The organism is Streptomyces sp. Pv4-95 (genome assembly GCF_045782725.1).
Classification (GTDB): Bacteria; Actinomycetota; Actinomycetes; order Streptomycetales; family Streptomycetaceae; genus Streptomyces.
Genome location: NZ_CP127172.1, coordinates 5,921,381 through 5,934,851, shown reverse-complemented (window position 1 = coordinate 5,934,851; position 13,471 = coordinate 5,921,381). Strand labels below are relative to the sequence as shown.

The window sequence follows — 13,471 nt, the reverse complement described above, 5'->3', positions numbered from 1 at the left end:
TTCCGGGGGCGTCAGCGGCCGATCGGCCAGGCCGCCGACTCGTGGTGGGGTTCGCGGTCGAGGAACTCGGCGCAGGCGTCGGTGAGCGACTCCAGCAGCGTCAGCGGGTCGGGCAGCGGCAGTTCGGGGCCGCGCAGCCAGCTCACGGCCGGCTGGTCACCGGGCAGCCGGGAGGGCGGCAGCAGCACATAGCTGCCGCGGCAGTGCCAGCGCAGCCCGGGGTGTTCGTCCAGGGTCTCGGGGTGGCAGTCCAGCTCGCAGGGCCACCACTCGTCCTCGTCGTCCGGGGTGCCGCGGGTGGCGGTGAAGAACAGCATCCGGCCGTCGCGGGTACCGCTGCCGCTGAGGGTGATCGGTCCGACGTCGATGCCTGCCGCGTCCAGCCGGCCCAGTGCGCTGCGGCCCGCTTCGACGGGGACGTCGAGCACGTCGTGGATGATGCCGGTGGCGGTGATGAAGTTGGCGTGCGGGAGGGTGCGCAGCCAGGTGGCGACCTTGTCGCGGTCGGTGGTGGCGACGGTCTGCCAGCCGAAGGAGATCGGATGCCGGCCGGGGGTGGGACACCCGATGCGTTCACAGGAACAGCCGTAGCCGGAGGGGTGCGCTGCCGGGGCGATGGGGAAACCCGCGTCGGCCGCCGCCAGCAGCAGGTCCTCACGGCCGCGCGCGGCCGTCGATCCCGTGTCCGTATCGCCGCCGTCCGATCCGCTCTTCGGCCGGCGCAGCCACTGGGAGAACCTGCTCTTGCGTTCCATCTATCCCCTCACTTCGAGCGGTGGTCTGGGATCAATGCTGCCACCATCCTGCGCCCCGGGTGACCGGTGTGCGGATCCGGGGTGAACGAAGAACCGACGAATGGGGGCATTTCCCCACATCATCACCAGGCCGGCGTGAACTTTCAGGGGCGCGCCCACAGGCCGCGCAGCACCAGGTCCACCAGGGTGTCGACGAACTGGTGGGTCAGCTCACCGGTGCGCATCAGCCATCGCTGTGAGAAGGGACTCAGGACCATCTCCGCGACGATCCGGGGATCGACGTCGGGGGCCAGCTCGCCCGCCTCCTGGGCCGCCCGCACCCGGTCGGTATAGGCGCTGATACCGGGCTCCAGCAGCCGGGAGACGAAGGTGCGGGACAGCTCCTCGTCGTTCGCGCCGGCCACCGCGAGGGCGCGATAGGGGGCCTGGAACGCCGGGTCGTTGAACTCGTCCGCCGTGGCCCGCAGTACGGACTTCAGGTCGGCCGCCAGGTCGCCGGTGTCCGGCATGGCCTCCCCGTAGCCGTCCACGTCGACGGTGAAGGCGTCCAGCAGGACGGCGGCCTTCGAGGGCCACCAGCGGTAGATCGTCTGCTTTCCGACCCCGGCCCGGGAGGCGATGCCCTCGATCGTGAGCTTGTCGTAGCCGACCTCGCCGACGAGCGCGAGGGCGGCGTCGAAGATCGCGCGACGGGAGCGCTCGCTGCGGCGCGAGGCGTCCGGGGGTGTCTTGTTGGCCATGGGTGAAGTCTATCCACGTGAGGCGAGACGTATCGTCTTGACAAGACGCAGCGTCTCGCCTCATGCTGAACCGGAAGCGAGACGGTGCGTCTCGTCGGACGGCGAAGGGATCACCTCATGGGCAAGGGAAAAGCGGGCGGCATGCTCGGCGTCGGCGGCACCCGCAGCAAGCTCTCCCGCGGCGCGCTGCGCGGCGGTGCGGGCGGCGGCCCGCACGGCGGCGGCCGGCCCGATCCGCAGGCACAGCGCCGCGAACTGCTGCGCAAACTCCAGGAGGCACGGACGGAACGGTCCGAGCCATCGACGGACGGCGACGCGTGAATACCGCCGCGGCCGGGGCGGCCCCAGCGGCCGCCCCGGCCGCGGCGGATGCGGGGCGTCGAGTCAGGAACGCGGCCAGTCGTCGCCCCAGGCGGCGTCCCGGGCCGCGCGGTAGAGGTCGCCGTGGCGCTTGGTGACCGTGGCGCGCTGCAGCCCCTCCTCCGCGGTGCACAGGTCCAACAGCACCTGACCCTTGCGGAGTTGGGGCTTGCGGACGATACGGGAGGCGGCCGGGGAGGCGGCCGTCCTGGTGGCGGCGACGTAGCTGTACTTCTCGTCCTCGTACGGGAGGGAGCCGCCCTTGACCTGGCGGTGGAGGGAGGAGCGGCTGACCCGGGCGGCGAAGTGGCACCAGTCCCCTGCGGCACCCGCCGGCGGGGGGTTCCCCGCGCCGGAGATGATCGGGCAGGTGTCGCTGTGCGGGCAGGGCGCGACGATCCGCAGACCGGCCTCGACGAGCTGCTCGCGGGCCGCGATGATGCGGCGATAGCCCTCGGGGGTGCCCGGTTCGATCAGCACCACGGCATGTGCGGTCGCCGCGGCGGCCACCACGGCCCGGCGGGCCTCCGGCCGCAGCTCGCCCAGGACGTAGGACACGGTCACCAGGTCCGTGTCCGCCGGGACCGCCAGCGATTCGTCGATGACCTGGCGCTGCCACCGGACGTCCGGCAGCACCCCGTCCGCCAGCTCGCGGCCGAGGTCGAGCGCGGGCTGCGCCCAGTCGAGGACGGTGCTGCGGTGCCCCTTCCAGGTGGCCGCGGCGGCCCAGGTGGCGGCGCCGGTGCCGCCCCCGATGTCCACATGGGTGGCCGGCGACCACTGCGGCAGCCGCTCGGCGAAGGCGCCCAGCGCGGCCCGTACCGCCTCGAAGGTCGCCGGCATCCGGTAGGCGGCGTACGCGGCGACATCGGCGCGGTCCCTGAGCACCGGGGCGTCGGTGGGCGTACGGCCCCGGTAGTTGGCGATCAGCCGCTCGACGGCCTGCACGGCCTGCTTGGGCGGCAGGCCGTCGAGCAGGACGGCCAGTGCGGCCCGCAGTTCCTCGTGCATTCGGAAAAGTCTACGGGGCCTTGAAGGCGCTCCTTCCGCGCGGCGGGAGGGGCTGGAGGGGCGGTGGGGAAGGACGGGCAGGGCGAGCGGCCAGGGGGCGGGGTGGCTGCGCGGGATGACGCCGACGGTGTCCGGTGGTCAGCCGGCGCGGGCGACCGCCCGGGCCAGGCAGTCGGCGGCGGCCGCACGGGGGGCGCTGCCACCGCTGCGGCGGCACGGGTGGACGGTGTTGGCGAGGAGCACCAGAAAGGTGTCCGTGACCCGGTCCAGGACCAGGCTGGTACCGGTGAAACCGGTGTGGCCGGCCGCGCCGCGCCCCGCCAACTCGCCCATGAAGTACGGCTGGTCGACGCCGAAGCCGAGGCCCGGCGGGTCGAGCAGGGCGGCGACGGCGTCCGGGCCCAGGACGCGCGCGGTGCCGTAGGCGCCGCCGTTGAGCAGCGTCCGGCACAGCACCGCCAGATCCTGGGCGGTGGAGAACAGACCGGCGTGCCCGGCCACCCCGCCCAGCGCCCAGGCGTTCTCGTCGTGGACCTCACCGCGCACCATCCCGCGGTCCGCCTTCGCCCACGGGCGCCGCTGGTCCTCCGTCGCCGCCACGCCTTGGGGCGCCAGCGGCCCGTAGGACGTGCTGAGCATGCCCAGCGGCCCGGTGATGCCGTCCCGGACGAGGGCGTCCAGGCGCCGCCCGGTGAGCTGCTCCAGGACCAGCTGGAGGGCGATGAGGTTGAGATCGGAGTAGAGGTGCGCGCCGGCCGGCCCGCCGGTCGGGGCCGCCACCTCCCGCCACAGCAGCGCGAGCTGGGCGGCTCTCCCCGGATGGTCGTGGAACGGCAGCTCCGGGCGCAGGCCCGACGTGTGGTCGAGCAGCTGCCGCACGGTGATGCCGCGGGCGAAGGCGGGCAGGTGGCCGCGGACCTCGTCGTCGAGGGCCAGGAAGCCGCGCTCGACCTGCTGGAGCGCGGCGACGGCGGTGAAGAGCTTGGTGAGCGAGGCGAGGTCGAAGACGGTGCCGACCCGCATCGGCTCCCAGAGGTCCCGCGGCAGGTCCACGCCCCGCTGGCGATCGGGGTCGTAGGCGCGGTAGCGCACCGCCCAGCCGGCGGCGTCCTCGACGGCGACCACCGGGCCGCGGCCGGCCAGGACGACGGCTCCGGCGCACCAGGCGGGGCGCCCGCCGGGCAGCGCCCGCACGCCCTGGACCAGTCGTTCCGTCCACGTCGGGTCGAGGCCGGCCCGGGCCGGGGTGCCGTATCGGAGTCTCGGTGCGTTCAGAGCCTGTTCCCCTCGCCGGCGGTGCTCCCGGTGGTCTCCCCCCTACGCTGCCACGGGCGGCACATCCCCAGGAAGCTCACGAGCGCCAATACGGCACAGGAAAGCTGTACGACGGCCATCGGCACGGCGGTCCGCTCCCCCGCGATGCCCACCAGCGGGGACGCCACCGAGCCGAGGAGGAAGGTCGAGGTGCCCAGCAGCGCGGAGGCGGAGCCGGCCGCGTGCGGGGTGCGCAGCAGCGCCTGGGTGTTGGTGCTGGGCATCACCAGGCCCATGGACGCCATCAGGACGAAGAGACCGGCCGCCATCGGCACCAGGCCGACCGCGCCGAACACCCCGGAGGACATCAGCAGCAGGCCGGTCGCGGCGACCGCGATCAGCACCAGGCCGGTGCCGAGCACCTTGTCCAGGCTGACCCGGCCGACCAGCACCTTGCCGTTGATCTGGCCGACCAGCACCAGGCCGACGGAGTTGACGCCGAAGAGCAGGCTGAAGGTCTGCGGGGAGGCGCCGTAGATCTCCTGGACCACGAACGGCGAGGCGGAGATGTAGGCGAAGAGTGCGGCGAAGGCGAAGGCGCCGACCAGGAGGTAGCCGGAGAAGGCCCGGTCGGCGAGCAGGTCGCGCATGGTGCGCAGGGTCTGCCCGAGGCCGCCGGAGTGCCGGCGTGCGGGCGGCAGGGTCTCGTCGAGCTTGCGCCAGACCAGCAGGGTCAGCAGGATCCCGACGACGGTCAGCACGACGAAGACGCCGCGCCAGTCGGTGACCTGCAAAATCTGGCCGCCGATGAGCGGCGCGACGACCGGCGCGACCCCGGAGATGAGCATCAGGGTGGAGAAGAACCGGGCCATCGCCACACCGTCGTACAGGTCACGCACCACCGCCCGCGCGATGACGATGCCGGCCGCCCCGGCCAGGCCCTGCAACAGGCGGAAGGCGATGAGGAGTTCGGCGTTGGTGGCGACCGCGCACAGGGCGGTGGCGAGGATGTAGATCACCATGCCGGCGAGCAGCGGGCGGCGGCGCCCCCACTTGTCGCTCATCGGGCCGACGATCATCTGGCCGAGGGCCATGCCCGCCAGACAGGTCGTGAGGGTCAGCTGGACGGTGGCGGCCGGGCTGTGCAGTGCGGCGGTGACCTGCGGCAGAGCCGGGAGGTACATGTCCATGGAGAGCGGCGGGACCGCCGTGAGGCCGCCGAGGACGAAGGTCACGAGGAGGCTGGTGCGGCGGGACGCGGCCGGTGCTGCTGCCGCGCCCCGCTCGGCTATCGGGGGAAGGTCCTTGGTCTCGGCCGTGCTGGGGCCGGGGTCCGTCATGAGCGTCTCCATGGTTTATTGATGGCCGCACCATGGTGTCATGCACGGACCTGCCGCCGGGCCGGTTGCGGCTGGGCCGTTGGACCTAGGTCGGGGCGTGGGCCGTGCCCCCGGCGCCCGGTTCCCGAGTCCCGGGAACCGGCGGGATGCGGGCCGCCGCGTACTCCGCCGACCGGGTGAAGCGGGCCCGCGCACCGCGCGGCCCGCCCGGGGTCAGGCCGGCTTCAGCCCCGGGTCGCCGGCCTCCGAGACGAAGGACGCCGCGGTGGTGACCGGCGCCCCCTGGGTGGTGACGGCGGACACCGTCCGGTAGTCGCCGCGGGCGGTGTCCTGGTCCAGGGTGACGGTCACATAGCCGCGCCGGCCGTTGTAGAACTTCATGTGCGGATTGGCCGCCATGTAGGTGGCCCAGTTGGCCGGCTTGTCCGCGCCGTCCTTGCCGCTGGCGATCGAGGTCGTCACGAACTCCACGCCCGCGGTGCGCGACCCCGGGTCCTTGACGTCCCGCTTGACGTCGAGGGCGTAGTGGACGTGCACATCGCCGGTGAGCACGACGAGGTTGTCCACGCCCGCCGACTCCGCGCCGGCCAGGACCCGCTCGCGGGAGGCCGGGTAGCCGTCCCAGGCGTCCATGCTCACCCGGTAGGCGTCGCCCGTGGCGTCGCGCCGCTCGGCGAAGGTGACCTGCTGCGGCAGCACGTTCCACCGCGCCGTGGACTCGCGCCAGCCGTCGATCAGCCAGCGCTCCTGGGCGGCGCCGGTCAGGGTGCGGCGGGGGTCCGCGGACTCGGGGCCCGGCGCGTGCCAGCCGTCGCCGTACGCCTGGTCCGAGCGGTACTGGCGGGTGTCGAGGATGTCGAACTGCGCGAGCCGGCCGTACTGGACCCGGCGGTAGAGGCGGGCGTCGGAGCCCTGCGGCCGCTGCGGGCTCCGCAGCGGCTGGTTCTCCCAGTACGCGCGGTAGGCGGCGGCCCGGCGGACGAGGAACTCGGCGGGCGGGAGGTCGCCCTCGCTGATGTCCGCGGCGTAGTTGTTCTCCACCTCGTGGTCGTCCCACGTCACGATGAAGGGGTGCGCGGCGTGCGCGGCCTGGAGGTCCGGGTCGGACTTGTACAGGGCGTAGCGCAGCCGGTAGTCCTCCAGCGTGACCGTCTCGCGGTTGAAGAGCGAGGGCAGGGTCCGGTCGGTGTAGGCGCGGGCGCCGCCCGCCGCCGTCACCGGGTACTCGTACAGGTAGTCACCGAGGTGGAAGACGACGTCGAGGTCTTCCTGCGCGAGATGGCGGTAGGCCGTGAAGTAGCCGTCGTGGTACGCCTGGCAGGAGACCGCGCCGAGCTTGAGGTCGTTGATCCGTGCGCTGCGCGAGGGCGCGGTGCGGGTGCGGCCGACGGGGCTTATCCAGTCCCCGGCGCGGAAGCGGTAGTAGTAGACGCGGTCGGGTGCCAGGCCGGTGGGCTCGATGTGCACGGAGTGGTTGAACTCCGGGTGGGCGTCGGCACGGCCCTGGCCCGCGAGCCTCTTGAAGTGCTCGTCGTAGGCGACTTCCCAGCGGACGGTGACCCTGGCGTCCGGCATGCCGTTGCCCGGCTCGTAGGGGCGCGGGGCGAGCCGGGTCCACAGCACCACGGAGCCGGGCAGCGGGTCACCGGAGGCGACGCCGAGGGTGAACGGGTTGTCGCTGATCTTCCGCGCGTCGGCCTCGGCCGCGTACGCCGCACCGCCGCCCGGCAGATTGGTGGCGAAAGCGAGTGCGGCGGCGGCGCCGGTGACGGTGAGAAAGCGACGGCGGCCGACGTGCGCGGCGGCGGCCCGGATCTCCTGATCGTGCGCTGCGTGCTGGGTCATCTGCCCCTCCCCTGACGGTGGTTGTCACCGGTGATTGGACGGGCGGAGGACGGCGCGGCGCTGTCCCGTGTACGACGCATGCATGGCCGCTGGATGAGGAGTGGCCCCGCAACGGGCGCTGCCGGACAATCGCGGCACGTTCGGGGCACCGGTGACCCCACCGGTCGCGGCGTCTTCGCGGCCGGGCGGCGCGCCGCCACCGCAGTAGGCCCGGCCCGCCGCTCGCGCGTACGCCCCTTACGCAGCCGCCGTGGCCACGCCCCTTACGCTGCCGCCATGGCACGAAACACTCTGGTGGCACGGGCGACGCCGACGGCACGCGCAGGTCAGGTAGCGGGAACGGCACCGGCGGCCCGGCCCGCCCCTTCGGCACCGGGCGCACCGAGCGGGCAGGAAGCGGACACCGCGCCCGCGGCGCGGGACACCCGGCAGGACGGATCGGCGGGGCCGCGCAAGGTGGCCGTGGTCACCGGCGCCGGCTCCGGTATCGGCCGGGCGGTCGCCGCGGCGCTGGCCGCCGCCGACTGGACGGTGGTGCTGGCCGGCCGGCGTGCGACGGCCCTGGAGGAGACGGCCCGGCAGCTGGGCCGCGGCGGCGCCGACGGCCCCGCGGCCGTGCCGGTGCCGACCGACGTCACACGCCCGGACGAGGTCGACGCCCTCTTCGCCGCCGTCCGCGACCGCTTCGGCCGGCTGGACCTGCTCTTCAACAACGCGGGCACCTTCGGCCGGGCCGCGCCCCTGGACGAACTGACCTACGACGACTGGCGGTCGGTCGTCGAGGTCAACCTCACCGGCTCCTTCCTCTGCGCGCAGGCCGCGTTCCGCGCGATGAAGGAGCAGGAACCCCAGGGCGGCCGGATCATCAACAACGGTTCGATCTCCGCGCATGTGCCGCGTCCGCACTCCGTCGCCTACACCGCCACGAAGCACGCGATGACCGGCCTGACCAAGTCCCTCTCCCTCGACGGCCGGCCGTACCGGATCGCCTGCGGCCAGATCGACATCGGCAACGCGGCGACCGAGATGACCGGCCGGATGCAGACCGGCATCCTGCAGGCCGACGGCAGCACGGCGGCCGAACCGGTGATGGACGCGGCCGACGTCGCCCGCACGGTCGTCCACATGGCCGCGCTGCCGCTGGAGGCGAACGTGCAGTTCGCGACGGTGATGGCGACCAACATGCCGTACGTCGGGCGGGGGTGAGACCCCGCCGGCCGGTTCGCGGGCGCCGGCCGGCCGGCCGGGAAGAACCGGGCACCCTGCCGGGCGTTGCGCCGGGCCGCCCGGGAATAACCCGGCACCGTGGCCCGGTTCCCCCGCCATGACACACGACGAGCCCGCGCCGGCAGCCTCCCGCGCCACCCCCGAGGTGCTGCGCTACACCGCCTTCTCGGACGACCCGCAGGGTGGCAACCCGGCCGGAGTCGTCCTGGACGCGGCGGGCCTGACGGACGCCGAGCAGCTGGCCGTCGCGGCCGAACTGGGCTACTCCGAGACGGCGTTCCTCACCCCGCCGCCCGCGGGCCTGGGCGAACCGGGCCGGGCGTTCACCATCCGCTTCTTCAGCCCGCTGGCCGAGGTCGCCTTCTGCGGGCACGCGACGGTCGCCACCGCGATCGCGCTCGCCGAGCGGACCGGCCCCGGCGACCTGGTCCTCGCCACGCAGGCGGGCCCGGTCCCGGTCACCGTCACCCGGCGGGACGGCGCCCTGCACGCCACCTTGACCAGCGTCGAGCCGCGCATCACCGCCATCACGCCGGCCGACCTGGCCGAGGCGCTGGCCGCCCTCGGCTGGGGCGCGGCCGACCTCGACCCGGCACTGCCGCCCCGTATCGCCTACGCGGGCAACCAGCACCTGGTGCTGGCCGCCGCCACCCGCGAGCGGCTGGCGAAGCTGGACTACGACTTCGAGCGGCTTGCCGCCCTGATGCGCCGACTGGATCTGACGACCCTTCAACTGGTCTGGCGGGAGAGCCCCACCGTCTTCCACGTCCGCGACCCCTTCCCGGTCGGCGGCGTCGTCGAGGACCCGGCCACCGGCGCCGCGGCAGCCGCCTTCGGTGCCTACGCCCGCACCCTGGGCCTGGTCACCGCCCCCGTCACCCTCACCCTGCACCAGGGCCACGACCTCGGCCGCCCCGGACTGCTGACCGTCGAACTGCGCGACGGCGACCCCCGCTCCCACGTCGGCGGCACCGCCACGGCCATCGCCTAAGGCGCGGACAGCACCGGCAGCGAGGCTGAACCGGCGGCCGGGCCGGGGCCGTCAGGGGGCCGGCACTCGGACCGGGACCGTCGGGGGCCGGGGCCGGGCCGGCACGAGGAGAACCGGCGGTCGGGGGCCGAGTTCCCGACCGCAACCCGGCCCCCGGGCTTCCTCCGCCCACCGACACATTTGAGCCGATCTCACAACGGCCGACCCCATTCGCATCCCGGGCACGGGCGTCACCTCGGCGCTGCTCACAGGGCGGAGGTGTCCACCCACCCCGGTACGGCGGGCCGTTCGCCGGGCGGCCGCACTCCGATCCTGCACGGCAAAGTCACACCCCGCCCCCTGCCCACTCCTCGCTTCCGGTGGCACTCTTCTCCTCGCACACCTCTTCCGTGCGCCACCGACCCGCGCCACCACGAAGCCCCCACCCGCGCCGCACCCTTCCACCGCACCGCTCGCTCATCTGCCGGGCCGCCCCACGCGGCCCCGTCCCGTCGGCCGCACGCCCGCCGCGCGGCCCCCGCAGAAGGAGTTACGCGTGAGACGAACCGTTCGTGGCCACATAGCTGTCAGCAGCACCGATGCCGACGCCCGCACCCAGGACCCTCACACCTCTCGGCCGCGCCGGTCGCGCGCCGCCCTCGGAGTCCTGGCGGCAGCCGGGGCGTTGCTCGCCGTCACGCTCCCCGCCGGACCGGCCGGCGCCGCCACCCCGGCCGGGACCGCTGACCGCTCCCCCACCGCGCAGTCCTCCCTCTCCGCCTTCTGGACCGCGGACCGGATGCGCTCCGCCACGCCCCTCGATCTCACCTCGTCCGCACCCAAGTCCCGTACGGAGAAGCTCCGTTCGGACACGCGGGTGCCCCGCGGCACGCCCCAGAAGGTCCTGCCCACGCTCCCCCGGCTCCCCCAGATCCCGAAGGTGCCCTCCGCCGCCTCGCTGCTGCCCGGTGTCCTCCCGCAGGCGGGCGGGCCGTGGACCGGCGGCGGCGCGGTCGTGAAGACCACCGGCCGGGTGTTCTTCACCTACCAGGGACGCTCGGCCTCCTGCTCCGGCGACGCCGTGACCAGCACCAACAAGAGCACGGTGATCACCGCCGGGCACTGCGTGAAGCTGGAGGGCGCCTGGCACACCAACTGGGTCTTCGTGCCCGGCTACCACGACGGCGAGGCCCCGTACGGCAAGTGGGCAGCCTCCAAGACCCTCTCCACCCCCCAGTGGACGGCGAGCGAGGACATCAACTACGACGTGGGCGCGGCGGTCGTCGCGCCGCTCGACGGCAAGAAGCTCACCGACGTCGTCGGCGGCCAGGGCCTGGCCTTCAACCCCGGCTACAACAAACAGATGTACGCCTTCGGCTACCCCGCCGCCGCCCCGTACGACGGCAGCAAGCTCATCTACTGCAGCGGCAACTCCTTCAAGGACCCGCTGCTCTCCAACGACCACGGCCTGTCGTGCAACATGACGGGCGGCTCCAGCGGCGGCCCGTGGTTCACCTCGTTCGACGAGTCCACCGGCACCGGCCTGCAGTCCTCGGTGAACAGCTTCGGCTACCAGTTCCTGCCGGACACCATGTTCGGCCCGTACTTCGGCGACGACGCCAAGAACCTCTACAACGAGGCCCAGACCTCCTGACCCACCGTCTCCCACCCCACGCAACGAGGGCCGCACGGACACCATCCGTGCGGCCCTCGCCGTGCGACGAAACGGCCCACGCCGGAGAACGCCACTGGTGGCCGGCGGGGCATCCGGGGCAAGGCCCGGAGAGGCGGCGGACGAGTCGGCCTGTACGCCGGGTTCTGTCTCCCCCGGTCCTTGCGGGCCGAGGGGAGGCGGCCATCCATCTAGGGCTGCCGTTGCCGACAGCCTCGTGCGGTCTACCCGCGGACTCGGGCGGGCAGCCCTCGATCGTCCGCGCAGGGCCGTCATCCCAGCCGGGATGGCAGCCCCTCTTGACCTTGCTCCGGGTGGGGTTTACCTAGCCCTCCGAGTCACCTCGGAGGCTGGTGGTCTCTTACACCACCGTTTCACCCTTACCGAGACCTCGCGGCCCCGGCGGTTTGCTTTCTGTGGCACTGTCCCGCGGGTCACCCCGGGTGGGCGTTACCCACCACCCTGCCGTGTGGAGCCCGGACGTTCCTCGGGAGGATCTCTCGATCCCCACGCGGCCGCCCGGCCGGCTCGTCCGCCGTGCCGACCATGCTACCCGCAGGGAGGGAACGGCACGGACCGGCGGCTCTCCTCCCGTGGCTGCCCCGCGCCGGGCCGGGCCGATGCTTGACCTTGTCGCGACGTCAACGTTTCTACTGAGCGCATGAGGATGAGCGCATGAGGATCGGAGAACTCGCCGCGCTGGCCGGCGTCAGCACCCGTGCGGTGCGCCACTACCACCAGGTGGGCCTGTTGCCGGAGCCGGTCAGGCGGGCGAACGGCTACCGCGACTACGGGCTGCGCGACGCGGTGGCGCTGGCGCGGGTGCGGCGGCTGACGGAGCTGGGGCTGGGGCTTGAGGAGGTCAGGGATGTGCTGGCCGACGACGCCGGGCGGGAGCTGCGGGACGTGCTGATCGAGCTGGACGCGGACCTGGCGCGGCAGGAGGAGGCGATCCGGACCCGCCGTACCCGGCTCGCGGCGCTGCTGCGGCGGGCGGAGGAGCACGGTGGGCTGCCGGACGAGGGGCCGGTGTCGGAGCAACTCGCCGAGCTGTTCGCGGAGATGGCGCGTGCCTCCGCCGCGATGCCCGGGCCCGAGCCGGTGATGGCCGCCAAGGACCGGGAGATGCTGGCCCTGCTGGAGACCGCCGTCGGCTCGGACGATCAGCAGGAGCTGATGTCGGCGTTGCGGGAGACGTTCACCGCGCCGGGTGGGATGGAGCGGGCGTACGAGGTCTACGGGCTGTTCGACGGGCTGGCCGAGGCGGAGCCCGGCGATCCGGAGGTGGCGGACGTGGCCAGGGCGCTGGCGGACTGTCTGCCGCAGCGGGTGGTGGCCAGAAGCGTCCTCGATTCCGGGTGGCCGGTCGGGTCCGGGGCGGGCGCCGGGAGCGACGGGGGCAAAGCGGGCGGCGCCGGTGACGGCGCGGGCTTCGCCGAGGCGATGTTCGCCGATCTCGCCCCCGCCCAGGCGGAAGCGGTGCGGCGGGCGATCCAGCTCGTCGTGGAGCGGGAGCGCGGCGCGGAGCGGGAACAGGACGCAGGGCGGGAGGGCGAGCGGTGAGCGGCGTGACCATGTGGGAGCGGGTGCGGCGGGTGGCCGGGCACGAGGGGCGGTGGCTGGTCAGCCTGGGGTGTTGGGTGGCGCGGCGGCGGATCGGGGTGGGGGCCGGCGACCGGCCGTTCGGGTACGGGGCGGCGCAGGCCGCGATCGTCTACGGGCTGACGTTCGTCTGCGCGGTGGAGACCACCGCGCTCGCCGTGCTGCTCGTCGACCATCCGGTGGCGCACCTGGTGATGCTGGTCATCGATGTCTACACGGTGCTGACGATGCTGGGGCTCCAGGCCGCGGCCGTCACCCGGCCGCACGTCCTGGGAGCGCAGGCGCTGCGGCTGCGCGACGGTCCGCGGATGGAGGTGGACATCCCGCTGGAGCGGATCGAATCGGTCCGCTACGACCTGCGGTTCACCAAGGCGGAGAAGCAGCGGAAGGGCGAGGGGCGGGACGATCTGCTGGAGCTGGCGGTGGCCGGGCAGACCTCGGTGACGGTCGCGTTGCGGGAACCGGTCACGGCGGAGCGGCTGTTGGGGCGACGGACGGAGGTGCGTACGGTGCGCTTCCATGCCGACGACGCGCGGGGCACGGTGGCGGCCGTGCGGGCGGCGGTGGCGGCAGTGGCGGCGGAAGCCGCGTCGGGGTCTCGTGGGGCGGCGGTGGGAGCCGGTGACCCGCCGCCGGTGAAGGGGCCCGCGGTCGCCTGAGGCTCCTGCCCGGCTCCGCAGCGCCCTCCCCCGCTG

General features: G+C 73.8%; 12 protein-coding genes and 1 other RNA gene. 6 read left to right on the top strand and 7 right to left on the bottom strand.

Features of this window, described 5'->3' with window-relative positions; all coding sequences use genetic code 11:
- Positions 1 to 11: 11 nt before the first annotated feature.
- Complete coding sequence (locus QOM21_RS26005) at positions 12 to 755, bottom strand: bifunctional DNA primase/polymerase (protein ID WP_407553438.1); 744 nt, start codon at positions 753 to 755, stop codon at positions 12 to 14.
- Between the two features lie 143 nt (positions 756 to 898).
- A complete protein-coding gene (locus QOM21_RS26000; RefSeq protein WP_407553437.1) occupies positions 899 to 1,495 on the bottom strand; it encodes a TetR/AcrR family transcriptional regulator in 597 nt (198 codons plus the stop codon).
- Positions 1,496 to 1,612: 117 nt separating this feature from the next.
- Here QOM21_RS26000 and QOM21_RS25995 point away from each other — a divergent pair, with 117 nt between their 5' ends.
- Positions 1,613 to 1,816, top strand: a complete 204-nt coding sequence (locus QOM21_RS25995) for a DUF6243 family protein (protein ID WP_407553436.1) — start codon at positions 1,613 to 1,615, stop codon at positions 1,814 to 1,816.
- Positions 1,817 to 1,879: 63 nt separating this feature from the next.
- Here the strand turns inward: QOM21_RS25995 and QOM21_RS25990 are convergent, their stop codons facing one another.
- The 4 genes from QOM21_RS25990 to QOM21_RS25975 all read right to left on the bottom strand — a co-directional run bounded on the left by QOM21_RS25990 (position 1,880) and on the right by QOM21_RS25975 (position 7,305).
- A complete protein-coding gene (locus QOM21_RS25990; protein ID WP_407553435.1) occupies positions 1,880 to 2,866 on the bottom strand; it encodes a small ribosomal subunit Rsm22 family protein in 987 nt (328 codons plus the stop codon).
- Positions 2,867 to 3,004: 138 nt separating this feature from the next.
- On the bottom strand, positions 3,005 to 4,060 hold the full coding sequence (locus QOM21_RS25985; protein ID WP_407553434.1) for a serine hydrolase domain-containing protein: 1,056 nt from the start codon (positions 4,058 to 4,060) through the stop codon (positions 3,005 to 3,007).
- Positions 4,061 to 4,137: 77 nt separating this feature from the next.
- On the bottom strand, positions 4,138 to 5,460 hold the full coding sequence (locus QOM21_RS25980; RefSeq protein ID WP_407553433.1) for a multidrug effflux MFS transporter: 1,323 nt from the start codon (positions 5,458 to 5,460) through the stop codon (positions 4,138 to 4,140).
- Positions 5,461 to 5,673: 213 nt separating this feature from the next.
- Positions 5,674 to 7,305 (bottom strand): alkaline phosphatase D family protein, encoded by a 1,632-nt coding sequence (locus QOM21_RS25975; RefSeq protein WP_407553432.1) that lies wholly within the window; start codon positions 7,303 to 7,305, stop codon positions 5,674 to 5,676.
- Positions 7,306 to 7,581: 276 nt separating this feature from the next.
- Between QOM21_RS25975 and QOM21_RS25970 the strand changes: the two genes are divergently transcribed.
- From QOM21_RS25970 to QOM21_RS25960, 3 genes are all read left to right on the top strand, one after another.
- Positions 7,582 to 8,511 carry an SDR family oxidoreductase gene (locus QOM21_RS25970; protein WP_407553431.1) on the top strand — a complete coding sequence of 310 codons (930 nt, stop codon included), beginning with the start codon at positions 7,582 to 7,584 and terminating at the stop codon, positions 8,509 to 8,511.
- A 118-nt stretch (positions 8,512 to 8,629) separates the two neighbouring features.
- Positions 8,630 to 9,523 carry a PhzF family phenazine biosynthesis protein gene (locus QOM21_RS25965; RefSeq protein WP_407553430.1) on the top strand — a complete coding sequence of 298 codons (894 nt, stop codon included), beginning with the start codon at positions 8,630 to 8,632 and terminating at the stop codon, positions 9,521 to 9,523.
- Between the two features lie 535 nt (positions 9,524 to 10,058).
- A complete protein-coding gene (locus QOM21_RS25960; RefSeq protein ID WP_407553429.1) occupies positions 10,059 to 11,156 on the top strand; it encodes a trypsin-like serine peptidase in 1,098 nt (365 codons plus the stop codon).
- 137 nt (positions 11,157 to 11,293) lie between these two features.
- Here QOM21_RS25960 and rnpB read toward each other — a convergent pair.
- Positions 11,294 to 11,705: RNase P RNA component class A (rnpB, locus tag QOM21_RS25955), an RNA gene on the bottom strand.
- Positions 11,706 to 11,849: 144 nt separating this feature from the next.
- Here rnpB and QOM21_RS25950 point away from each other — a divergent pair.
- Together QOM21_RS25950 and QOM21_RS25945 are read left to right on the top strand one after the other, a co-directional pair.
- Positions 11,850 to 12,737 (top strand): MerR family transcriptional regulator, encoded by an 888-nt coding sequence (locus QOM21_RS25950; RefSeq protein WP_407553428.1) that lies wholly within the window; start codon positions 11,850 to 11,852, stop codon positions 12,735 to 12,737.
- Complete coding sequence (locus QOM21_RS25945; protein WP_407553427.1) at positions 12,734 to 13,435, top strand: hypothetical protein; 702 nt, start codon at positions 12,734 to 12,736, stop codon at positions 13,433 to 13,435. The genes QOM21_RS25950 and QOM21_RS25945 overlap by 4 nt, the downstream gene beginning before the upstream one ends.
- The last annotated feature ends 36 nt before the right edge of the window (positions 13,436 to 13,471 follow it).